We start from the raw sequence: 23,946 nt of genomic DNA, 5'->3' as shown, positions 1-23,946 counted from the left end.
AGGTCATCTTTTCCATAACTCACGAATTTTTTCCCCGACCAAACGCGAAATCCCCTCTTCTCCAACCTCTTGAATTAAAACAGAACGACTTAATACCAAATCAGCTGAAGTCACTTGGGTCTGTTCCAATTCTCCATCAGATGACATTATAACCACATATTTGAAACCGGAGGATTTGATTTGTTCGGATAAGGTATTTAATGCCATTGACATATCCGGACACGCATAATGGAATGCAGGGTAAGTCATGATACGCCCTTTGAACGGAATCTCTACCATATCCAAAAAATCTCTAAGCCGCTCCAACGCCTCGGTCGCTTCAACCGGGGACTGCTTGCCCGTCAGGGCTGTATATGGAATAAGGCATGTATCCAGATAGAGTTGTAGTTCCGCCCAGCTGTCTTGAGTCATCTCACTGAATTTCAATTCCCTAATTCCCCTCTCTATCCATTTTATTCCCATATTATATATGAGCGTATATTATAAATCCAGAGATTCATACTTTTTCTGTGCAGGAATGGTAATAAACGCAAAAAAAGAAATGCGTGTTTCACGCATTTCCTGTGTTATATATTTATTTTTACATGCTCATCAGTTTATGGCCTTCAGTTCATCCGTCAGATTCCGGAAAGCTACTTCGTCTCCGGTAGCCAATGCCTTATCGATTTCCATATACAGCTTCTCGCTGCGCTGTTTACGAAGCGCGTCGTCCCACACCATCTCAGCAGCCAGCCCCAACATGACTTCATACGTAACTTTCATTTTATCCAATAGGATGCACCTCCAAAACGGATTTAAGAGCTCCTATACTCCTTTCCTTTGGCAACATAACCTAGTGTAGTTCTCGACATCCGCTCAAGATCTGCGTCAGTCAACTCACGTATCACTTTGGCTGGTGTGCCCAAAGCAAGAGTATAAGGCGGTATTTTAGTATTTTCAGTAACAACAGAACCGGCCCCGATCAGCGTATATTCACCAATTTCGGCTCCATTGAGTAGGATAGCGCCCATACCAATCAGCGAACCTGTTCCGATACGACATCCATGGATAATCGCAGAATGCCCCACCGACACATCGTCGTCCAAAATCAAAGGCTGATCCGTGTTGACATGCCCAACAGCATTATCCTGTATATTACAGCGCCGTCCAATCACAATGGGTGCCAGATCGGCGCGCAGCACAGCATTGAACCAGATCGTAGATTCTTCACCCATTGTCAGATCACCTATAAGTTTGGCGCCTTCAGCCATATATACCGAAGGGTGTAACTGGGGTTGCATACCTTTGTATGGAATTATCATAAGTATCACTCCTTAATTTGGGAGTGATTTTAGCAACTTGTCCTTCACTTGTCAAACATAACGGGCGTAATATCCCCGGACAGCGAGCGACAGGATGACGCAAGACGTAAACCCCATGCTGTCATTTGTACTGTTCGCCCATCTGCATGTTCTCCAATGCGAAGCATGCCTAGGTGCAGCATCATTTTAAGTATCCTGTTGTCATAAATTGTCTCTGCAGTGTCATAATAGAACGGCTGAATGTAGGGACCAATCTGGCGGAACAAAGACTCTACTGTGGACCAGCCAGCTGCACATTCCCCTGTCCAGTACACAATGGAGGACAGATTGGGAATAGCACCTTTATAAAGTCTTAACCAAAACCGAAATAGCTGTATCATCTCGGCTGTTTTCTCCGCACCCAGCTTGTCTTCACCGGAAGCTGACAATTTCAGCGTGCCCTGCTCCTCACGGACCAGACGATGATGAAAAGCGTAGTCATAGATGAAAGCAAATCGGTCGGGGTAGTCCTTGAACGAACGACCATAACCGAATCTCCATCCAGCCTTACCCACCAACGCTTCACTCACATGTAAATGCTCCATGATCTGCTGCTGGGAACGACGGTACATCATGCCTTCTGCATTTAGTGCTATTTCATGCTGCTGGACAAATTGGAGAAACAGTTTCAGATCATCCGCGAGTAGATGGTATTCATCCCTGTAAACGGGAGGCTCGCTCGTCTGTGCAATGCCTGATTTCAGATGATTGGATAACACATCCCGAAATCTCATTTGCAAATCCTTAGGTACCTGATACAGGTATCTGGTCTGCTGAGTTGTGCCATTGAACAACCATCCACTCTTCGTGAACCGTACGATAAGATCACGTGGACTGGCTCCAGCTTCGCTATCTTTTTTATCCATCGATTGACGAGCAATGGCGACAAGTTCCTCCATACCGAAGTATTGGCGGGCATCAAACAGCAAGTTGTTTAAAAATCGCAGATCTACCTGGTTTAGTTCACGAACCTGCTGCTCAAAAAATGGTCTGCTGCCCAATGTAGTGAGAATACTCTGGATGAGTTCATGTTTGGAATTGGGCTTACACTCGCACTGGTAATAGTCTGCTATTCGATTAAGCTGGCCGATATCGGCAAAAGTAAGCATATCCGCTAGATTCATGGGTCCATCGCCTCGCCCTTGACTACTTTTTGGCTGTTGATTCGGGGCCTGGAGTAGTTTGGTTTTGTAAACATCGTTGACGGAATTCCCATGATCTAAACCTCTTTTTTGCAAATCTTTTATGTTTTAACCATACTATGCCCAAAGTTGCCTGCTCAGAAGAAGAATGAGAGGTTCAAAATCATATAGAAAGATGGTAATAAACGCCCATAATGCAAAAAAAACAACCTGAGTCAATCACTCAGGTTGTTTCGCCAGATCCAATGAAAGGTGTCGTGTGCAGTTGTAAAGCAATGGTCTCCAATCGTCACGTTCCTTCTCCAGGATCGTGAGTGACAGGTTTCCAATTCGTTCCGTATAGCGGTCTTTGTACAAAGCTGATAGCAGATTGGCTAAAAAAGCGCCATGGGAGACAATCAGCACATTTTGGTCCTGATGAGCCTCCCATAAATCCTCCAGAAAGCCCAATGCACGTGTCTGAATATCAACAATCTGTTCCTGTCCCAGATCCAGCGTCTCCCAGGAAGCGCCCCAGCGAGCCACACGTTCTTCGGACGTCAGACCTTCAATCTGACCAAAAGCACGCTCCTTCAAGCGTGCATCTGGCTCCAGCAAAGGAACATTCAATAGCCCGGAGATGATCTCTCCTGTCTCCTGAGCCCTGGACAGCCCGCTTGTTATGATGTGGTCCCAACGATACTCTTCGGTAAGCAAACGTCTACCCAGACGCTCAGCTTGCTCTCGACCTTCTGCATTCAGAGGTATGTCTGTCTGTCCTTGAATACGTCCTGCCGCATTCCAGTCGGTTAGGCCGTGACGAATAAGCCCGATCCGCATCTCATCCCTCATTTCTCTATACGGTGAACGAAAGCTTTACCTAAGCACGTGCACCTTGTTTGCGTTTGTTCGTTGAACGATGCATACGCCCAAGAGAGAACAGAGCCATACCAATTGCAAGCAACGACAACGCCATCCAGTACTGAGGATACGCTGGGCCCATGCTCACAACGAAGGGCTCAATAATGCTCCCTCTGTCCGCTCCCGTCATGTTGTACTTGTACAATCCGGAGGAAGTAGGCTCACTGCCCGCTACCCCTGTCTCCAAAATACCTGTAGAGACCACGCTGGTCTGCTCAGCTTCTGTTACGTCTGGCTTAAACATCGCCATGTACAAAAAGCTGCATAAGAAAATTGCCAGGAAAGCAGCAATCCACAAAGACATATGCTTGCGGATCACAGCAGAGAAACGATTAACCTTTGCCTCTTCCGGCAATAGCCATGGAGACTCCGCATAGATCCGTTCCATAACATTACGGTTTACTCTCTCTGCCTGTTGTTCTGTCACTGGGACCGGTATGCTGTGCAGCAGAATTTGAGCTTCTTCCCAAACCTCAAATTGCTGCGAGCAATCTTCACAACCAGCGAGATGAGCATGAAATGCAATCCGCTGAGGATGAGCTTCCGGCAAGTCCCAGACCAGTGCAAACAGCTCCTGGGCTTCATTGCAATTCATCGGTTCTTCATCCCTTCATATGGCTCGTAGACCGGTTCGAAGAAATAAGGTTCCAATTGAGTTTTTACGCTTGATCTTGCTCTGAACAATAACGATTTCACAGAACTAACGCTCTGCCCAAGAATATTTGCAATCTCCTGGTAATCTAGTTGATCATACTCACGGAGTATAATGGCAGAACGCTGCTTCTCCGGTAAATTGTTAATTGCATCCCTAACCAGCATCACCCGCTCACTGCGCAATACAGCATGCTCTGGCGCATTCTCAGAAGGAGCAACAGGTACAATACCGCTCTCTTCAAGTGGAACACTCCCACTACGCTGTTTGCGAAGCTCACTCAATACCGTATTTCTCGCAATGGTATATAACCAGGTTGAGAACGAGGCATCCACCTCTCGGAATGAGTGCAGACTGCGGAACGCCTTATAGAAAGTCTCAGAACAGAGATCTTCCGCAAGCAGCTCCATATTAGAACTTTTCAACATATGATATACGAAAGCCAGTATTTTACGCTGATAACGACTCATCAGCTCGGAATATAACTCTAGGTTACCTTCCTTGATCTCTCGAATCAACTGGGAATCCGTCATTTGAGTGCGACCCCTCCTCGCCCATCCATGTGCTTCTCCCCGTTCGACTCTATCCATGTATTACCGAACAGGCACAAAAAAGTTGCGGTTTTCACCGCATAAAACAGCGTTCAGCGCCAAAACAGGCCTTCCCGCCAAATTCCCCTATGTAATGGCAATTTCCCCAACGTTTCTACATTAACAGTATTTATTGTACAACGGTCTGCATCATCCTGGCAAATCCATGGCTTCCATTGAAGCCCGACCAGTCATTATTATGCAGCCATTTTCTCGTCCATGACTTCAATTTGATCCCTTTTGTGAAGCCACTATTATATTGGACGAACGAAAGCCTCAAAAAGTTTATGCGAATAAAGAATTAATTTAAAATTTCAGAAGAATTTCGTTACCATGCAATTGTCCAAATAAGGATCAATTCCACTTTAAGCAAGGATTATATTTCCTTAATTTACGAATGTTATAATTATTTTAAACAATTTTACTCAAAGTGTTGACAAAATGAAAACGTATACATATAATAAAAGTACAGTATGGTTTCTCTCCACTCCTATCCAATAACTGTATTGCTCCACGTGAGCAATGGCCGCTTATGTAAGCGGTCTTTTTTTTGTCCTTTTTTAGGACATATCCTGTAACAGACGGTTTTCAACATAAAAAAGAGGGCTTTCGCCCCCTTTCAAAAACCTAAACCCATACTTGATACCCCAGGGAATCCAGCAACGTTTTGGCCCGTTCCATTTCTTCTTCCTGCCGGAACGACAAACGCATAATGCCCGGCACATCGACCCGGTTTTCAATAATTTCCATGTTGCTTAAGTTAATATCATTCGCCCCAAGCTCGGTGGCAATCTTGCCGATCATTCCCGGCGCATCCTGCACATCCGTATAAAGATCAAACAACGACGAGATCATACCTTTCCGACGTTCTGGCAGCACGCTGCGGAACTCGCGTGCCTGACGGAACGCTTCCTCAATGCCCTCACCATTTTGTTGCTCCAGCATTTCAGTGAAAGCCGTCATCTGGCTGTTCCAGTCCTTCAGCAAGCCCAGCAGCACCTCACGGTTGCTCAGCAGGATATCTCTCCATACAATGGCATCACTGGAGGCAATCCGGGTAATATCCCGGAAACCGCCTGCAGCCAGCATTTTATATAAAGGGTTCGATTCATTATATTCGCGCACCTGATTGACGAGCGCAACTGCAATGACATGTGGCAAATGACTGATCGCTCCCACAATGTCATCGTGCAGCAGCGGCTCTACACGAACAATCTGGGCACGTGTATACGCAAGAAGATCAGATAACCTGTCGTAAGCTTCTTCAGGTACATATTCTGAAGGGGTCAAGACATAGTATGCATTCTCGAATAACACAGCTGAGGCTGCATCCACACCTGCACGCTCAGATCCGGCCATAGGATGACCGCCAATAAAGTAGGCATCACTCATGCGTACATGCTCCGCACAGGCTGCGATGGACGCCTTTGTGCTGCCAACATCTGTAATGATACATCCCTTTTTCAAGGGAAGCTTGGCCAACTGTTCAAAATATGATTCGAGCAGCCCAACAGGTACGCACAAAAAAATAAAGTCGGCATCCTGTACCGCTTCCTCCAGGGAGAGTGTAGCATCATCCACTACACCACTCGCTATGTACTTGTCCTTCAATTCAGGCAGGTGGGCATAGCCCATCACCGTTACACCGGGCTTGCCTTTAAAGCAAAGCGCCAATGAACCGCCGATGAGCCCTACACCGATCATTGCAATTTTTAATTTCATGGGTCCTCACTCTTTTCGTCGCCAGATTTAAGGGCGTGCTACCGCCTTCTCAGCCAGCGTGTTCTCCAGTGCCGTGACGAACGCACGGTTCTGTTCTGATGTTCCGACGGACACACGAATGTATGTTGGATATACATCGAATCCAGGACGAACAATAATACCTTGTTTTAATAGCGACTGGAACGCCGTTGCGGAAGGCATATCCAGATCAACCATGATAAAGTTACCCTGGGAAGGGAAAAACGGCAATTCTAACCGCTTGAATTCATTTTGCAAATACGCTCGCTCTACTGCATTACGCTCCGCACATGCTTGGACAAAAGCCTGATCCTCCAGCGCTGCTTTTGCGGCAACCTGAGCAAAGCGTGAAGTATTAAACGGCTCACGCACGCGGTTGATCAGATCGATCACTTCGGGACGTGCAATACCGTATCCAATACGCAATGAAGCCAAGCCATAGATTTTGGAGAATGTCCGCAAAATGACCAGGTTAGGATAACGCTCAATCATAGGGATGCTTTGTGGATACGCCTCATCCGTTACAAATTCATAATAGGCTTCATCCAGCACAACCATGACATGAGAAGGTACACGATCCAGGAATGCCGTCAATTCCTGCTCAGAGATAATTGTACCCGTTGGGTTATTGGGGTTACACACCCAAACTGCTTTGGTCTTATCATTGATTTGCGCCAGCATGGAAGTCAGGTCGTGAGTTCCATCTTTAAGTGGCACTTCAATGCTGACAGCACCTTCGATGTCAGCATTACTTTTGTATACAGAGAACGTCTGGTCGGCCATGATGTTCTCGTCTCCCTGGAGGAAAAATGCACGAGTGATCAACGCAATGATCTCATCCGATCCACAACCAAAGATCAGATTATTCCGTTCCACTCCCAGATGCTTCGCCAGCACTTCAGTCAGTTCCTTGGAACTTCCATCCGGATATATGCTTACATTGACCAGCTCTCTGGTGATCGCTTCAAGCGCAGCAGGCGAACTTCCATATGGATTTTCGTTGGAGGCCAGCTTAATCACTTGCTCCAAACCCAGTTCACGTTTCACTTCTTCAATCGGTTTGCCCGGTTTATATACAGGCAGATTGACAATCTGGGACTTCGGTTTCAACTCGACCGCCTCCTGTTATTAAAATAGTTATGGACATGCCTCAGCCTGTGCTGAGCATGCCCCGTGGATGTAACATCATTGAATCCCTATCCTTTTAATTGTGCCACAAAGTTGCGAATTTGCAACAGTCCCGCCTGACGTGTATCCGGGTTTCCAAGAAGAGGTATGGCTTCTTCCACCTGACGAACGATAGCACTGCCTACAACAACGCCGTCACAGATACGGGAGAAACGAGCGACCTGCTCGTGACTGGAAATGCCGAAGCCAACAGCGACCGGAAGATCTGTAAGACTCTTTACAGTTTCAATGAAGCTCTCTACCCCATCGAAAAAGGAAGCTCTCTCTCCCGTAACACCTAGAGAAGAGACACAATAGATGAAACCACGTGCTCCCGTGACAATACGCTCGATTCTCGCATTGGACGTAGGAGCTACGAGCGGAACCAGATGCACACCTGCAGCATCCGCACGGCGTCGCATATCCTCCGCTTCCTCAATCGGAAGATCCGGGATGATCATGCCGCTGATTTCGTGTTTGATCAACTCGTCAAAAAATACATCCAGTCCCGTCTGTAATACCGGATTATAGTAGGTGAACAGTACAAAAGGCAGTTTTACACCCGCAGCACGCGCTCTTGCCGCTGTCTCCATACAAGTCCGAATCGTGATCTGGCTTTTCAATGCACGCTCGGAAGCACGCTGGATTACAGGTCCATCTGCGAGCGGATCAGAATAGGGAACACCGAGCTCCAAAATGTCTGCCCCCGCCTGTTCCAATTCCTTAATGATTTCTACCGTGGTGTCTACATCTGGATCTCCAACCGTAAGGAATGGGATAAGTGCTGTCCGGTTCTGTTCTTTCAATTGCTGGAAGGTCTGGTCCATCAGGTTCATGCCAAGTCCCCTCCTGTATATTTCATAATGGATTCAACGTCTTTATCACCACGACCGGAAAGACAGATCACAACGATATCATCAGCGCTGAGTTCAGGTGCAAGCTTGATGACCTGCGCAACAGCATGGGCTGACTCCAAAGCAGGGATAATGCCTTCGGTTCGGCTCAGTAACTGCAGGGCATCCAATGCCTCCTGGTCCGTAATCGGGACATATTTTGCACGTTTAATATCTTTGAGATAGGAATGCTCGGGACCAACACCTGGATAATCAAGTCCCGCCGAAATGGAATGGGCTGGCTGAACCTGTCCATATTCATCTTGCAGTAGATAACTCATCGAACCCTGGAATACACCATGTGTTCCTTTGCTCATCGTAGCCGCATGGAACTCGGTGTCCACCCCTTTACCTGCTGCTTCAACACCAACAAGCTTCACATCCTGATCGCCAATAAACGGATAGAACATGCCGATTGCATTACTTCCGCCGCCTACAGCTGCAACAATCACATCCGGCAGCCGTCCTTCAATCTCCTGAATCTGGCGCCGTGTCTCATCACCGATCACTCGCTGGAAGTTACGTACCATCATTGGATACGGATGAGGACCGACTACAGATCCAAGCACGTAGAAGGTATCTTCCACATTGCTAACCCAGTAGCGGAGTGCTTCGTTGCCTGCATCTTTCAATGTGCGCGTTCCAGATGTCACCGGAATGACTTCCGCCCCAAGCAGCTTCATCCGAAATACGTTCAATTGTTGTCGCTGCGTATCTTCTTCGCCCATAAACACTTTGCATTCAAGCCCTAGCAATGCAGCAACGGTTGCCGTGGCAACACCATGCTGTCCTGCACCTGTTTCAGCGATGACTTTCTTTTTCCCCATCCGTTTAGCCAGCAATCCCTGTCCAATAGCGTTATTGATCTTGTGCGCTCCCGTATGGTTCAGGTCTTCACGTTTCAGATAAATTTTGGGTCCACCCAAGCGGCGGGACAATTGCTCTGCATGATATAAAGGCGTTTCCCGTCCAGAATACTCGCTTAGCAGGTAATTCAGTTCCTTGTTGAAATCCTCGTCTTCGGAGAAGTGGCTATACGCTTCCTCCAGTTCGATTAGAGCGTTCATTAGTGTCTCAGGTACAAAGCGGCCTCCGAAGGGACCGAAACGCCCGTGTTGATCCGGCAATTGATGTGTCATGCCTGCTTCACCCTTTCTACAAATGCTGTAATTTTCGCAATATCCTTCACACCTTCGGACTCTACGCCGCTGGATACATCGACGCCGTCCGGTGCATATGTCTGTATCAGTTGTTGCACATTATCCGGCTGCAATCCTCCTGCCACGAACAACGCGATTCCATGTTTTCTTGCCCATTCGGCATAGAAAGGAATTCGTTCCCAGGCAAAGGTTTTACCGGAGCCCCCTCCATAGAGCGGGTCAAACGTATCGAGCAATATGGCGTCCACCACATTTTTATATGGATCAAGTGCCAGCAAGGCGGTATCGTCAGATAATGAACCTGTTTCATCCTTGGGAAAAGAGAAAGCCTTAAACACTTCGGTACCGAAGCGCTGCTTCACCTGTTCACAAAATTCCGGCGATTCCTGTCCATGCAGCTGAATGACATCCAGGCGTGAAATCTGCATGATGCTTTCCAGCTCTTCGAGCGTGGGATTCACGAAAACACCCGCCAGCTTCGGCCGATCGAACATCGTCCAGTCCAAGAGAACCGTTCTTAGCTCGGCACCCTGTTCAGGTGTAATACGGCGACGAGATGGGGCAAAAACAACACCAATGTAATCCACAGGCAAGTTTATCATCGATTTTAGCACTTCAACGTCCTGAAGTCCACATATTTTTACAGCCGCTGCCGGCCGGTTTCGCAGATCCACGTCTCTGCTGCCTTTGCCGTCATGATTGAATGCATTCATGCTTTTGTTCCCATCAGTTCATATACAGCTGCCTCAACATCGTCCTTGCGCATCAGATGCTCCCCAACAAGGATACCATGCACACCTGCCTCAATAAGAGATTCCAATGGTTGAGGGCCGTCAATTCCACTTTCACTGATTAATGTTACACCATCCGGAATCAAGTTCATCAAATCCAACGTGGTGTTGAGACTGGTTTCGAATGTTTTCAGGTTGCGGTTGTTGATGCCTACAAGTGTTGCTTGCGGAATATCAAGTACCTGCTCCAGCTCTGCACGGTCATGGACTTCAATTAATGCATCAAGGCCCAGACTTTTGGCAAACGTCAGATATTGACGCATCTGTTCGGGTGTCAGAATGCTCGCAATCAGCAAAATGGCATCCGCGCCAAGCAGCCTTGCCTCGGCAATCTGTCGCTCATCTATAATAAAATCCTTGCGCAGTAGCGGTATGTTCACAGCTTCATGAATAGCCTGCAAGTATTCGCTATTTCCCTGGAAATAAGAAACGTCGGTCAATACGGATATACAATCCGCTCCAGCCCGTTCGTATGCGGAAGCAATCTCTACCGGATGGAAATCAGGACGAATCAGTCCTTTGGACGGAGAAGCCTTCTTCACTTCGGCAATGAGACCCAGTTTACGATTACGTCTCTCTGATAAAGCACGTTCGAATCCACGAGTATTGGGTAATGCCTCTATCTTTTTCAGCGCATCGTCCATCTGAAATGTTTGTGCGAGAACTTCAACTTCTTTATGTTTGGTTGCTACGATTCGATCAAGATACATGACTGTACGCCTCCGTTGTATGAATTAACTGTTCCAGCTTTCTGGCAGCCTTACCAGAGTCTACAGCTTCTGTTGCCATCAACACACCTTCTGCAATGGTATTCGCTAGACCGGATACATAGATGCACGCTCCAGCATTCAACAGAACGACATCGCGGTATGCGCTCCGTTCTCCCTGGAAGATCCTTTTAATAATTTCGGCATTCTGAGCCGCATCTCCTCCAAGAACCGATTCCAGCGGATGCAACGATAATCCCATGTCACGTGGATCAATGTCATACGTATGCACTTCACCATTGCGCAGCTCGGATACCTGGGTAGGTGCGGAAATGCTGATTTCATCCAGTCCATCATGACTCGCTACGACCAAAGCTCTTTTCAGCCCCAGACGATTCAACACTTCAGCGATCATCGGTGTCCGGCTGCGGTCATATAAACCAAGCAATTGTCGATCCGCTCCCGCAGGATTGGTGAGAGGTCCGAGCATGTTAAAGATCGTACGCACACCCAGCTCTTTTCTTGGCGCAGCAGCATGTTTCATAGAAGGGTGGTACACCTGAGCAAAACAAAAACAGATTCCGATCTCATCGAGACATTGTCTCGCCTGCTCTCCGTCCAGATGAATATTCACGCCCAATGCTTCAAGTACATCCGCACTGCCCGCCTTGCCTGAGGCAGAGCGATTACCGTGCTTAGCCACCCGGACAGAGACTGCTGAGGCAATGATGGCTGACGCCGTTGAAATGTTGAACTTATGAATCCCTGAACCACCTGTTCCACAGGTGTCCAGCAGTCCATTGCCGTCCGTCAGAATCCGTCCGCCCTGTCCACGCATGGCTTCGGCAAACCCCGTGATTTCATCCACCGTTTCCCCCTTCATCCGCAAGCCCATAAGCAAACCTCCGATTTGAGCCGGAGTCGCCTCACCTCTCATGATAGAGTACATTAGGTCGCGCGCTTCTGTCTGCTCCAGGTGGCTGCCCTCCAAAATTTTGGCAAGGCCATTCTTCATGCCTTCAGCATGACTAACTTCAGTTACAGATCGCTCGAATTCTTCATTCATGACTGGGTTCATATTCATTTCCGGTCTCTCCTCTCTCAGTTTTGTGCGGCCGTGGCCGGGGTAACAAAATAATCGGCGTTGGCAAGTTTCAACGTGTGATCCTTTTCTTTGGCAGGAAACATCGCTTCTGCTGTACGAATTGCCTTGAGCAACGCTTTGGCTTTGTTTACTGTTTCTTCATATTCATTCTCAGGCACCGAATCCCATACGATTCCGGCTCCAGCCTGCACATAAGCTTTTCCTTTTTTGAAAATAATCGTTCGGATTGTAATACAGGAGTCCATGTTGCCTGAGAAACCAAGATAACCGATTGCACCTGCATAAGCACCCCGTGCTTCTTTTTCCAGTTCGGCGATAATTTCCATCGCACGCAGCTTCGGCGCACCTGATACGGTACCCGCTGGCAAACATGAAAGAAATGCATCAAAGAAATCCTTGTCTTCTCTAAGCTCACCTGTAACGTTGGACACCATGTGCATGACGTGGGAATATCGTTCAATCTCCATGAACATGTCACATTTCACACTTCCGAAGTTAGACACACGTCCCAGATCATTACGACCCAGATCGACAAGCATCAGATGTTCCGCACGTTCCTTCTCATCCTGCAGCAGATCTGCGGCCAATGCACGATCTTCTGCTTCCGTAGCTCCTCTTGGACGGGTTCCCGCAATCGGCCGTGTCTCTACGCGGTTTCCATCCACTTTTACCAACGCTTCCGGTGAAGTCCCTACGATAATTTCATCGTCCATCTTCAGATAATACATGTAGGGTGATGGATTCAACGTCCGAAGCACGCGATATACATGCAGCGGAGAAACTTCGGTATCAATATGGAAACGTTGGGATAACACCACCTGAAAAATATCTCCTGCCCGAATGTACTCTTTGGCCTGTTCTACATTCCCGATAAACTGTTCCTTCGTGAGATTGGATTGGATATCTCCCAGTTCCACGTCTCCTGGGATGGAACGCGGGTTCAGGTTCTCCCCTGGTCCTTGCTGCTGCAAGCGTTCAGCCGCCTGTTCCAGCTTCTCAGAAGTTAAAGCATAAGCTTTACGGATATCATCATCCGTTGCACCGTCTTTCACGTGCACATTGCCCACGAGCAGCATCTGCTGCTTCACATGGTCAAACACGATAATCTGGTCACAGAACATGAAGCGAATATCATCCATTTTCAGATCATCCAGCGCGTGGGCCGGAAGCTTCTCATAATATTGCAGCAGATCGTATCCAAAGAAACCGATGGCCCCGCCTGTAAATGGGGGAAGTTCATCATCCTTCGGACTACGATACTTACGCAGCAGCGCTTTGAGTTCTTCAATCGGCTTGCCTGGCAGTTCTCGAATCTGTCCCGCTTCTTCTACCACGATCCGGCCTTTTTTGGCGGAGATCATCAGGAACGGATCTGTACCAATGAAGGAATATCTCGCCCATTGAATTCCACCCTCCACACTTTCCAGCAGAAATGCCCGGTCGTTGTCAGCATAACGGCGAAAAATCCGAATCGGGGTCTCCATGTCTGCCAGAATCCGTTTGACTACCGGAATCAGATTATATTCATTCGACATTTTCAGTACTTGATTAACGTTTGGCGTTATCATCAGATCACGTCCTTTCAGATTTATATAAGTTCAACTAAAGAGGTTTACACTGAGCACTCCGATGACAGAACAACCTTCCGATCGCTGTTATCCCCAGATTTTTTGATTCCCTTTCTAAAGGGAAAATCCGGTGATAAAGGCGAACGCTCCGCTTCTTCAGGTTATTTCTGTCCTCTCCGTTTTTGTGTAAAAAGTTTAGTTGAACCTATATGGGTAGAAGAAACAAGTCAATATACAAAAAAACCTCTACCATCAGGTAGAGGTTTGGTTATAAGCTGTTTCAACAGGTTGGTGCTTCATAAATAACAAGTCCATATACATGCATCCTTACCGAATTATCACACAGGCTGTTGTATTGATGTAATATATATCCATCAAATCATAAGGAAATGTACCGGTATACACTATTCTCATTCATAGCACTCATTCTTTCATGAAATGCATGAGGATATCGGTTGTGTTATACCTAAACAAAACGATGTCGCTAGACACGTTTGCATTCCTTCATCCTGTTTCCAACAATTCCGTAGCACGACGTACCGCGAATCAGTTGACCGGCTTCTGTTGCTCCGGTTACCACCCGCTAGACTCTGCTATATACTCCACTCATCTCAGCTGCTCTCAGCTCAATCTCTACTCTACTCAACTGGTTCTCACTATACAGCATTCCGAATGATTTGACAACCACTCTAATCTTACGATTTGGAAGGTGCCGCCAAATCGGGACGCAGAGACTGTGCTCCGTTAAGATACACATGGTTGATTTCATTCTGACCTTTTGCAGTGTTAACATGTACCATAAAACGGATGCACTGTGGCAAGGCGCCTGCAACCGGAACTTCCAGCGCACACATCAAGGGTACAAGCTCCCAGCCATCCAACTGGCGAATTGCCTTTGCCGGGAAAGCAGCATCCAAATCTCCAGTCATCGTAATCCACACACTGCAAATATCTTCGGGTTGGATCTCGTTACGATCCACGATTTCCTGCAATAGTACAGCCGTTTCTTTCAAAATATGTTCTTCGTTATTATGCGTGACCGTAGTAGCCCCGCGAATTCCCCGAGTAACCATCGCTTTTAATCTCCCTTCTTGAGCAATTCAATGACGTCGCGTACTGCCGATACCGGTACATCTTTCACAATTCTGGCAGCGCCGATCCGGTCAGGAATAATGAAGACCATATGGCCTTCACGGAACTTTTTGTCGTGCATCATTGCATCCATTAATGCATCCGTATCCAAATGTTTTGGCATCGTCACCGGCAGGCGCAGTGAACGCAGCATGCGAACCGTATCGTCATAGAGGCCTGCTGGGGCTCCCAACTTCTCACCGAGCAATGCCGAACCCGCCATACCAATCGAGATGGCTTCACCATGCAGAAATTCGCCGTAACCGGCAATCGCTTCAATGGCATGACCAATCGTATGACCCAGATTTAACAATGCGCGTTCTCCATTTTCCCGTTCGTCACGCGATACAATCTCTGCCTTAATACCACAGCCTCGTTCCAAGCCATATCCCAGAGCTTCCGGATCAAGGGCAAGCAGCTCATCCGCATGCTCCTCACACCAGTATGCAAAAGCTTCGTCACGAATCAGTCCATGCTTCAGCATCTCTGACAAACCAGCCGAGACATCGCGTGGCGGTAAGGTTTGAAGAGTATCCACATCATAAAGTACCAGCTCTGGCTGATGGAATGCACCGATCATATTTTTAGCCAGCGGATGATTGACAGCCACCTTGCCGCCAACACTGCTGTCATGCGCCAGAATCGTCGTAGGCACTTGTACAAACTTGATTCCACGCATATATGTAGCAGCAACAAAACCAGCCAGATCCCCTACTACACCCCCGCCTAGAGCAACAATCGCCGAACTGCGATCCAGTTTGCCTTCAATGGCGACAGTCATCATATCCTGATATACCGAAAGGGATTTGGATGTTTCACCCGATGGAACAACTGCGGAGACGACTGTAAAACCAGCCGTACGCAATGTTTGTTCCAGACCAGACAAGTATTTGGGGGCCACATGCTCATCGGTAATAATGAGTAAGGGGCTTTTTTTGGTTAAGCCATATTGCTCAAAATATTGAGGCGCTTGAGCCAACAGACCGCTGCCAATCAGGATTGGATAAGAGCGCTCCTCCAACTGCACTGTCAGCTGGCGCATCTTAGTAATTCTCCAGTTGATTATTGTAGTTGGCAAAGTTCGCGCGGATTTCCTCCATGGAGTCTCCGCCAAATTTCTCAAGGAAAGCTTTTGCAATTTCCCAGGCTACCACATGCTCCATTACGACACTCGCTGCCGGAACAGCACATGCATCAGAACGTTCAACCTGAGCTGTAAATGCTTCTTTGGTATCGATATCCACACTTTGAAGCGGTTTGTACAACGTAGGAATAGGTTTCATAACCCCACGTACCACAACTGGCATACCGTTAGTCATTCCGCCCTCGAATCCGCCCAAACGGTTGGTAGCCCGGTGATAACCACGCTCTTCACTATGCACAATCTCATCATGCACCTGAGAACCACGAATCGTTCCGGCTTCGAACCCGATACCAATTTCCACACCTTTGAATGCGTTAATGGACATTACGCCCTGAGCAATCCGTGCATCCAGTTTACGGTCATATTGTACGTGGCTACCAAGACCCACAGGCACACCTTCAACGATACATTCAACGATTCCACCGATGGAGTCGCCTTCCTGCTTGATCTGGTCGATGTAGGCTTCCATCTTCTTCTCGGTTTCTGCATCAGTTACACGTACGGAGGAAGCTTCTGTCACTTCGATCAGTTCATCGATCGGCAGATCTTGATAAGGAGCTTCAATTTCTCCGATACGCAACACACGTCCAGCTACTTTGATTCCGAATTCAGCGAGGAATTGACGTGCAATAGCACCACACGCTACACGCACCGTTGTCTCACGCGCACTGGAACGCTCCAGCACATTACGCAAATCTTTCAGGTTATATTTGAGCCCGCCATTCAAGTCGGCATGTCCCGGACGTGGACGATGAACGCGACGTTTCTCTTCGTCACTGCCTTCAATCGGCTCAATATTCATAATATTCTGCCAGTGTTTCCAGTCATTATTTTGAACAACCAACGCTACGGGAGCACCCGTTGTATATCCGTGACGGATACCACCAACGAAATTGGCCTGATCCTTCTCAATTTGCATGCGACGTCCACGGCCATATCCCTTCTGGCGGCGGTGAAGCTGAAAATTCAGCTCTTCAAAGTCAATATTCAGATTGCTTGGCAAGCCTTCAATAATTGCGGTTAATTGGGGTCCGTGCGTCTCCCCTGCGGTTAAATAGCGTAAACTCATAATACGTTCCCCCTTTAAACTGTTAAACTTCACATTGCTAAAATCCCATAATTTCTTTGCTTATTATAGTATAGCTGACCGGCTTTGACAAGAAAGCCGGTCGTTTCTTGTCCTAAAATGGATTGGACTCGAATGGTGATTGTTTGAGATTCCGACGTGTCTGGGAAATATCCATTCATCCATTATGCAAATAACCGCCTGGACACATATACATGTGCACGCCAGACGGTTATGAAATAATTAAAATTATTTTTTGCGATAAAAGAATGTTTCCGCTGTCTCCAGACCATATTGTCCTGGGGAGAAAATCTGTTCCGTACTGCCCACGAACAAAATACCACCTGGACGCAAACTTGTTGCAAACTTGTGATACAACAGGTTTTTGGCTTCCTCGGTAAAATAGATCATGACATTGCGGCACACAATCAGATCATATCCCTCGTCAAAACGATCCAGCAACAGATTTTGCTTCATGAACTTAACTGAACTTTTCAGTTGTTCATCAATACGGTACACCAAGCCATCCTGCTTGAAGTATCGATTGGCCGTTTCCTTCGGAACATCTTTAAGCGAGCGTTCCATATAACGCCCTTCCTTGGCTTTTGCGAGAGCACCTTCATCCAAGTCACTTGCCGTAATGGAGCTTCCCTTAAGAATGCCCATCGTGTCCAGAATCATCGCCAGCGTGTAAGGTTCTTCGCCTGTGGAACAAGCGGCACTCCACACCTTAACGCCACGCTTCGGACCCAGCAACTCGGGCAAGATTTCATCCCGCAGTACTTCCCAGCGATTAGGGTTGCGCCAAAATTCCGAGACGTTAATGGTCATGCGGTCCAGAAACTCATAAAATAGAGACTTGTCCTTTTGCATGGCATCAAAAAAGATAGAAAACGTATGAAATCCGTTTTTGTTACGAAGTGTGGTCAGCCGTCTTTTCATCTGGCCTTCCTTGTATTGAGCAAGATCAATGCCTGTGCTCTCTTTGATTTTCCGAATAAATCCGGCGTAATCCGGGTCTAGTAGTTGTTCCTGCTCCAGCATCGTATCACCCTTCTGGCTAAAAAATTACAACCAGGCTGCGATGCTCTTGTCGTACGTTACCAGCTCATCCGGAGCAAAGAAGTTTGCTGCTTCACGAGTGGCGCTTTCCGGTGAATCCGCCCCATGAATCAGATTATGCGGTGTGTGGCTGGCGAAATCTCCGCGAATGGTACCCGGAGCCGCTTCCTTCACATTGGTTTTCCCGATTACGATGCGCGCAAGCGCCACGATGTCGTCACCTTCCCAGACCATAGCAAATACAGGTCCAGATGTGATAAAACGAACCAGATCATCGAAGAACGGTTTCCCCTCATGTTCAGCATAATGGCGTTTGGCCTGATCTTCAGACATCTGCACCAGCTTGCCTGCCACCAACTTAAATCCTTTGTCTTCCAGACGGCTAACGATACGCCCAATCAAACCACGCTGCACACCATCCGGCTTCACCATCAAAAATGTACGATCCATAGGCTCACTCCTCACTCACGGTTCAAAGTTATTTCATTATGTAAACGCAATCCCTTTGATTGTAACATACATGTCCAAATCCTCCCAATGAGGAATATCACATGAACATTATTTTTTTAAGTGAGAACAGCTACACGAAAAACTGCATCATGAAAAGGCGCCGTCCATAGCAGAGTAAAGTCCAAACATATTAATGCGTACGTTTGACTACAAAATGAGCGATATCACGCAAGTTTTTGGTGGTCTTGATGTTAGGCAGTTGATCCAGAGCATCGAGCGCTTTCTTCATATATCGGTCAGCCAAGGCTTCTGCTTTAGCAATTCCTTGACTTTGGCGAATCATTCCAATCGCATCGGATGCACTCGCCCGTCCCTCCTCGTGCTGAACGCGGCTTATCTCCTCCAGCAAAGGCTCACGCAAGTTGGGTTCCTGCAATGCATACAGTACAGGCAGCGTAATATTTCCCTGCTTCATATCACTGCCTGGAGGCTTGCCCAGTTGCTTCTCGGTTCCAACCAGATCAAGCACATCGTCCTGAATCTGGAACGCCATACCCACGTTGTAACCGTAGGTGTACAGCAACGAAGATACATGTTCCGGCGCACGAGTAGCAAGCGCCCCCAATTGGCAGCTGACAGCAATAAGAAGCGCCGTTTTGCGACGAATGCGCAAGAGATAATTACGTACACTTTGTCCCGTATTGAAAAAGTCCCGAATTTGCTCCATTTCACCAATGGACATCTGCACCATCGCTTTGGCCAGAATACGGTGTATCGCCGGATCGCACAGGCCCGCAGTCATTTCAAGCGCCTTGCCGTAAATGTAATCTCCGGTGTACATGGCAATCCGATTATCCCATTTGGACTTCACCGTTGGTTTACCTCTGCGTGTCGCGGCGTTATCAATAACATCATCGTGAACCAGAGAAGCCGAATGAATCAGTTCCAGCGGAACCGCTACCAGCTTCAGACGTTCAATGTCGTATGTACCAAATTTCCCACCGAGTAACACAAATACCGGACGCAAACGTTTCCCCCCTGCCTTGAGCAGGTGAAGTGACGTTTCGCTTAGCAGCTTCTGTTCTCCCTGAACACTGCGATACAGCTCTTTTTCAATGTAGTCCATGTCTTTTTTTAACAACCCGAAAATATCCAATAGTTTCATTCGTTCACCCGTGTCAGCGTATTGTCAGTCCATAAATCCATGCTTACCTTCCCCTCCAGCAAGTCGGGCCTGCAGGCATAACGAAAAACCAGGGCTTGCCTTTCCTGCTTGTGTTCTTCTAAGACGTACTAATCTTCTTCGAATGTCAAGGCCGACATCCGGGAATTAAACTCTGCGACTTGTTCTGAAACATAAGTACAGAAGTTGCCGGAGCATGGGTCAAGGCTGTGGTTCCATCAAACATCACCATCAGCGCTCACCAATACCCCGGGATTGGGGGACAGCAAGTTGAGTTGCCACTGCATTTCGGTCAGCAGATTCAAAATTAAAGGAAACTCAGAAGCTATCCCCGTTCATCCGGTTCTCCCCATCTGGTAAACAGTTGATGCGGGATGCGCAAACTATCGAGCACTTTACCCACCAGAAACAGAATCAACTCGTCCATCGTTTGGGGTTTGTAATAAAAAGCAGGCATGGCCGGAATCATTCGGACACCAAGCCGTGAGAGCTTCAGCATGTTTTCCAGATGGATGGCATGCAGTGGCGTCTCACGTGGCACCAAAATCAGCGTTCTTCCCTCTTTCATCATGACATCAGCAGCCCGGGACATCAGATTGTCCGACGAGCCTTGTGCAATGGATGAAAGAGTACCCATGGAGCACGGCATTATAATCATGCCTTCTGCCAGGAAAGAACCACTTGCGATGGAGGCACCAATATCACTAACGGGATGATAGATCAGGGAACCCGCACGGCCGCCGAATTTTTCTTCCAGTACACGGTCCCGATTCGCAACATCCCAGTCCATTTCTTCTTTTAATACACGCCACCCAGCATTGGAGATCACCAGATGCACGGTGTATTCAAGATCAAGCAGCGTTTCAATTAATCTGATGCCATATATACTTCCACTGGCCCCGGTAATTCCGACAACTAGTCGTTTATTGTCCGGCTGCTGCATCTTTATTTCACCGCCAGATCAATTAAAGTAAATGTGAATACAACCAGACTGAGCACACTGTTCATTGTAAAGAATGCGGTCTGCACCCGGCTCATGTCATTTGGCGATACAATATAGTGTTCATAGAAGAGGATACCATAAGTAATCAGCATTCCGGCACCATACCACCAGCTCAGATCGGTCAACAATAACAAAGCAAGAAAACCGATTGCTGTAATCACGTGGAAGAACTTTGCGATCTGCAATGATTTGTTAAGACCAAAACGGGAAGGTATGGAATGAAGACCCTCGCCCTGATCAAAATCCAGATCCTGACATGCATAGATGATATCGAACCCTGCAGTCCAGAACACAATCGTAACGTACAGCACAATCGCTGTCCAATCCATCGTACCCGTTACCGCTACCCAACCCCCAAGTGGAGCCAGACCAATGGTCATACCAAGCACTACGTGACACAACCAGGTGAAACGTTTGGTATATGAATACAATACCAGCATAAATACAGCTATCGGCAACAGCTGCATGGATAACACGTTAAGGTTGGATGAGGCCCAGAACAAGAGCACAAATGATACTATGATAAAAATAACGACCTCACCATTTTTCAACAAACCGGCCGGAATTGCTCTCATCGCGGTACGTGGATTTTTCTTGTCTATGGCCTGGTCAATCATGCGGTTCAAGCCAAAAGCAGCACTTCTTGCACCAATCATAGCCAGTAGTACCCACATAATCTGCATCCAGGTCGGGAATGTATCATTCACTACCATGGAACCGAGGATGGCTCCCATAAATGCAAAAGGTAAAGCGAAAAGCGTGTGTTCAATTTTGATCATTTCTAAAAAGATGCGAATTTTCCTAAACATGCTGATTCTCCTTGGTTCCAATATGCAATGCCGCAATACCTCCGGTCAGAGGATAGGCCTGCACTTGCTTTAATCCAGTTTCAGCGAAAATATCGGCCAGTTCCTTTCTTCCTGGAAAAAGTGCAAGTGAGTCCGGCAGCCATTTATACTGCTCATAACGTTTGGCAAACAATTTGGCAAGATTGGGTAATACTTGTTCAAAATAAAAATAATAAATACCTTTAAACGGCTGCCATGTCGGCTTGGACAATTCCAGGCACACCACCATGCCACCCGGTTTCACTACACGTTTCATCTCCGACAGAACCTGTCTCAGATCCGGTACATTACGCAGTCCAAAACCGATCGTCACATAATCGAATGAATTGTCTTCAAAGGGAAGCGACATCGCATTGCCCTGTACCAACGTAATTTGTTTTTGACGATTTACAGCGTCAACCTTGGTTTGTCCCACCTCTAACATGTTGCTGCTGAAATCCAGTCCATGCATGTGACCTGTTTCACTTGCTTCAGCCATCGCGAGCGTCCAGTCACATGTGCCGCAGCACAGATCAAGACCGGTATCACCTTTGGACATATTCATCTTCTTCATGGTGAATTTACGCCAAGCCTTGTGCCTGCGGAAACTCAGAATATCATTCATGACGTCATATTTACCGGCTATACTCTGAAAAACAGAATGGACAAATTCTTCTTTAGGTTTGGTCTCTCCGCTCCCCATTCGTCTGTCTCCCCCTCAATCTTCCCTTACTGCCGCATGTGAAGGCTGCAAATACGTCAGGTAAGGCTCCAGAATTGCATTGATCTCATGCAGGCCCAGTTGATCTTCCTCGTCTTGCAGCAACAGTTGTATACGGTGTGTACACTCACGAAGCTTGTCCAGCAAAAACTCGCCGATCCGATACTTCAGCACCATACCGCTCCATGCTCTTGTATCCGGCTCTGGCTGACGCAGCATATTCCGCTCGTCGTCATTACCATACTCGTAAATATGCCAGAAAGCATAACTGTGATAAAAGTTCTGTTCGTCATTCATCTGCTGCAGCTCTTCCATAATTGCCTCGCAGTAGCTGAATTCGGTCAACAGGTCGTTCCATAGTGATGCTTCGTCATCGCGAATCATGCCTGTAAAAGAAAGAAACAGCTGCATCTTCAGCTGTATTGTTTCACGCAAGTATTCTTCAGCCGAAACGAGAAGCTTTTTCATCCGTTCATACAGCGTCATCTTACGAGCATTCACTTCGGATACAGCACCACTAAGTTTACCGATCATTTCAATTTTGCCTGCATGGGCAAGCAACTGATAGAAACGACTACTGAAATAATCTCCGGCAAGAACATTCAGCTGGCGTGAACGCATCTCCACTTCTCTACGCTCTCCGGATATCGTATCGATTCGATCATGCGTATCCATGGCCAACTGAACGAGCGAGGTTGCGAGAGCGTATAGCTCATCATGCACCTTTTCGTCTGTGCGGCCCACAAATACCTGCAGCAGACGAGCCCGGCTATCCGGAAATGATGGGATTTCCGTATGTTGTCGAATCATGTCGTAATCCGTATATTTCTTTGCTAGTTGGGGTACGCGATATGAATTCATTCTCAGCCTCCGAGCCTTTGCATTGTTAAACCATTTCTGCACTACAATCTTATATATTATAGCATATGTTTATCGGGCACGCACTGAATCCTGCTATTCTATTACCCCTGACTTGACATTTCGAATTGCTTCTTCCAAAGTTCGGTCTCCATCATGTGAAACCAGTCCTTCAATTCGTCGGAGAGGATCGGGCTATTCCAGTCTCGAAGCGTTTCGATCGCATACATCGGCCATTCCCCACGTCGAAAATCCGCAGCGATCAACAAATGTCTTTTGTGAAGCCATTCATCCTCTGCCATAACACGCAGCATGACCTGTTCAACGTTATCCAGACTTCGAAAGCCCAAATCTGCCACAGTAGCCATATTACCATAGATTTCGGTGTAACTTGTGCTGGTTCCGGTCACCTTTAGATCAAGCGTTAAAATGGATTGTTTCCACTCCACCCTGGCAATGGGTGTCGATAATTTCATGGTGCTCAGCACATCCACCAGGTTGTCTTCCGTTAGCTGGACGGGATGCTGCGTCGCAGAAACGGCTTGTATGTTTTCACCGCCCAAGGTACGCATATGTAAGGTTTGTATGGCAACAAGCAGAAGGACCGCCGCAACCGTTGCCAGCAGCGAAGCAGTCACGATCATCCGCGGTTTCATAAATGCCTCCCTGCCCTTACCTGTTAGTGTAGTCTGTCCGGTAAAGGCTCATACCTCATTGTACAATGAAAAAAAGCAGGCTATGCCTGC

At 47.4% G+C, this 23,946-nt stretch carries 26 protein-coding genes; all 26 read right to left on the bottom strand.

Annotated features, from left to right (window positions below):
- Nucleotides 1-3: 3 nt before the first annotated feature.
- The 26 genes from HW560_RS17545 to HW560_RS17420 all read right to left on the bottom strand — a co-directional run bounded on the left by HW560_RS17545 (nt 4) and on the right by HW560_RS17420 (nt 23,856).
- Nucleotides 4-426: a DUF2487 family protein gene (locus HW560_RS17545; protein WP_179264053.1), complete on the bottom strand. Its 423-nt coding sequence runs from the start codon at nt 424-426 to the stop codon at nt 4-6.
- 165 nt (nt 427-591) lie between these two features.
- Complete coding sequence (locus tag HW560_RS17540) at nt 592-771, bottom strand: IDEAL domain-containing protein (protein WP_024630643.1); 180 nt, start codon at nt 769-771, stop codon at nt 592-594.
- 23 nt (nt 772-794) lie between these two features.
- Entirely contained in the window at nt 795-1,301 is a 507-nt protein-coding gene (locus tag HW560_RS17535; RefSeq protein WP_063566783.1) for a gamma carbonic anhydrase family protein, read from the bottom strand.
- Between the two features lie 44 nt (nt 1,302-1,345).
- Entirely contained in the window at nt 1,346-2,464 is a 1,119-nt protein-coding gene (locus HW560_RS17530) for a hypothetical protein (protein WP_179264051.1), read from the bottom strand.
- A gap of 237 nt (nt 2,465-2,701) precedes the next feature.
- Nucleotides 2,702-3,301, bottom strand: a complete 600-nt coding sequence (locus HW560_RS17525; protein WP_090900553.1) for a histidine phosphatase family protein — start codon at nt 3,299-3,301, stop codon at nt 2,702-2,704.
- Between the two features lie 40 nt (nt 3,302-3,341).
- The gene (locus HW560_RS17520) at nt 3,342-3,977 is read right to left on the bottom strand and encodes an anti-sigma factor family protein (protein ID WP_090900556.1); all 636 of its coding nucleotides are present in this window, start codon (nt 3,975-3,977) and stop codon (nt 3,342-3,344) included.
- Nucleotides 3,974-4,567 carry an RNA polymerase sigma factor gene (locus HW560_RS17515; RefSeq protein WP_053780698.1) on the bottom strand — a complete coding sequence of 198 codons (594 nt, stop codon included), beginning with the start codon at nt 4,565-4,567 and terminating at the stop codon, nt 3,974-3,976. Before HW560_RS17515 ends, HW560_RS17520 begins: the two co-directional genes overlap by 4 nt.
- 684 nt (nt 4,568-5,251) lie before the next feature.
- Nucleotides 5,252-6,346: a prephenate dehydrogenase gene (locus tag HW560_RS17510; protein ID WP_090900559.1), complete on the bottom strand. Its 1,095-nt coding sequence runs from the start codon at nt 6,344-6,346 to the stop codon at nt 5,252-5,254.
- A 27-nt stretch (nt 6,347-6,373) separates the two neighbouring features.
- Complete coding sequence (hisC, locus tag HW560_RS17505) at nt 6,374-7,474, bottom strand: histidinol-phosphate transaminase (RefSeq protein ID WP_090900562.1); 1,101 nt, start codon at nt 7,472-7,474, stop codon at nt 6,374-6,376.
- An 86-nt stretch (nt 7,475-7,560) separates the two neighbouring features.
- Nucleotides 7,561-8,367 (bottom strand): tryptophan synthase subunit alpha, encoded by an 807-nt coding sequence (gene trpA / locus HW560_RS17500; protein WP_090900565.1) that lies wholly within the window; start codon nt 8,365-8,367, stop codon nt 7,561-7,563.
- A complete protein-coding gene (trpB, locus tag HW560_RS17495) occupies nt 8,364-9,563 on the bottom strand; it encodes a tryptophan synthase subunit beta (RefSeq protein WP_090900568.1) in 1,200 nt (399 codons plus the stop codon). Before trpB ends, trpA begins: the two co-directional genes overlap by 4 nt.
- Nucleotides 9,560-10,297, bottom strand: a complete 738-nt coding sequence (locus tag HW560_RS17490) for a phosphoribosylanthranilate isomerase (protein WP_090900571.1) — start codon at nt 10,295-10,297, stop codon at nt 9,560-9,562. The genes trpB and HW560_RS17490 overlap by 4 nt, the downstream gene beginning before the upstream one ends.
- Complete coding sequence (gene trpC, locus HW560_RS17485) at nt 10,294-11,085, bottom strand: indole-3-glycerol phosphate synthase TrpC (protein WP_090900574.1); 792 nt, start codon at nt 11,083-11,085, stop codon at nt 10,294-10,296. The genes HW560_RS17490 and trpC overlap by 4 nt, the downstream gene beginning before the upstream one ends.
- Nucleotides 11,075-12,097 carry an anthranilate phosphoribosyltransferase gene (gene trpD, locus HW560_RS17480; protein ID WP_373565002.1) on the bottom strand — a complete coding sequence of 341 codons (1,023 nt, stop codon included), beginning with the start codon at nt 12,095-12,097 and terminating at the stop codon, nt 11,075-11,077. Before trpD ends, trpC begins: the two co-directional genes overlap by 11 nt.
- Before the next feature lie 86 nt (nt 12,098-12,183).
- A complete protein-coding gene (trpE, locus tag HW560_RS17475) occupies nt 12,184-13,755 on the bottom strand; it encodes an anthranilate synthase component I (RefSeq protein WP_090900577.1) in 1,572 nt (523 codons plus the stop codon).
- 695 nt (nt 13,756-14,450) lie between these two features.
- A complete protein-coding gene (aroH, locus tag HW560_RS17470) occupies nt 14,451-14,828 on the bottom strand; it encodes a chorismate mutase (protein WP_090900580.1) in 378 nt (125 codons plus the stop codon).
- A 5-nt stretch (nt 14,829-14,833) separates the two neighbouring features.
- Entirely contained in the window at nt 14,834-15,928 is a 1,095-nt protein-coding gene (aroB, locus tag HW560_RS17465; RefSeq protein ID WP_090900583.1) for a 3-dehydroquinate synthase, read from the bottom strand.
- Between the two features lies 1 nt (nt 15,929).
- Nucleotides 15,930-17,099, bottom strand: a complete 1,170-nt coding sequence (gene aroC / locus HW560_RS17460; protein WP_063566771.1) for a chorismate synthase — start codon at nt 17,097-17,099, stop codon at nt 15,930-15,932.
- 246 nt (nt 17,100-17,345) lie between these two features.
- Nucleotides 17,346-18,140 (bottom strand): CheR family methyltransferase, encoded by a 795-nt coding sequence (locus tag HW560_RS17455; RefSeq protein WP_076288938.1) that lies wholly within the window; start codon nt 18,138-18,140, stop codon nt 17,346-17,348.
- 24 nt (nt 18,141-18,164) lie between these two features.
- The gene (gene ndk, locus HW560_RS17450; RefSeq protein WP_090900586.1) at nt 18,165-18,608 is read right to left on the bottom strand and encodes a nucleoside-diphosphate kinase; all 444 of its coding nucleotides are present in this window, start codon (nt 18,606-18,608) and stop codon (nt 18,165-18,167) included.
- Nucleotides 18,609-18,798: 190 nt separating this feature from the next.
- Nucleotides 18,799-19,773 (bottom strand): polyprenyl synthetase family protein, encoded by a 975-nt coding sequence (locus tag HW560_RS17445; RefSeq protein WP_179264050.1) that lies wholly within the window; start codon nt 19,771-19,773, stop codon nt 18,799-18,801.
- A 343-nt stretch (nt 19,774-20,116) separates the two neighbouring features.
- Complete coding sequence (locus tag HW560_RS17440) at nt 20,117-20,734, bottom strand: UbiX family flavin prenyltransferase (RefSeq protein ID WP_090900592.1); 618 nt, start codon at nt 20,732-20,734, stop codon at nt 20,117-20,119.
- 2 nt (nt 20,735-20,736) lie between these two features.
- Entirely contained in the window at nt 20,737-21,603 is an 867-nt protein-coding gene (locus HW560_RS17435) for a UbiA-like polyprenyltransferase (RefSeq protein ID WP_063566766.1), read from the bottom strand.
- Nucleotides 21,596-22,324, bottom strand: a complete 729-nt coding sequence (locus HW560_RS17430; RefSeq protein WP_090900596.1) for a demethylmenaquinone methyltransferase — start codon at nt 22,322-22,324, stop codon at nt 21,596-21,598. Before HW560_RS17430 ends, HW560_RS17435 begins: the two co-directional genes overlap by 8 nt.
- A gap of 15 nt (nt 22,325-22,339) precedes the next feature.
- Nucleotides 22,340-23,203 carry a heptaprenyl diphosphate synthase component 1 gene (locus HW560_RS17425; RefSeq protein ID WP_090900599.1) on the bottom strand — a complete coding sequence of 288 codons (864 nt, stop codon included), beginning with the start codon at nt 23,201-23,203 and terminating at the stop codon, nt 22,340-22,342.
- A gap of 101 nt (nt 23,204-23,304) precedes the next feature.
- A complete protein-coding gene (locus tag HW560_RS17420) occupies nt 23,305-23,856 on the bottom strand; it encodes a hypothetical protein (protein WP_179264048.1) in 552 nt (183 codons plus the stop codon).
- Nucleotides 23,857-23,946: the final 90 nt, after the last annotated feature.

This window comes from Paenibacillus sp. E222 (genome assembly GCF_013401555.1).
Classification (GTDB): domain Bacteria; phylum Bacillota; class Bacilli; order Paenibacillales; family Paenibacillaceae; genus Paenibacillus.
The sequence above is the reverse complement of the archived record's forward strand: the minus strand, read 5'-3'. Positions and strand labels throughout refer to the sequence as shown.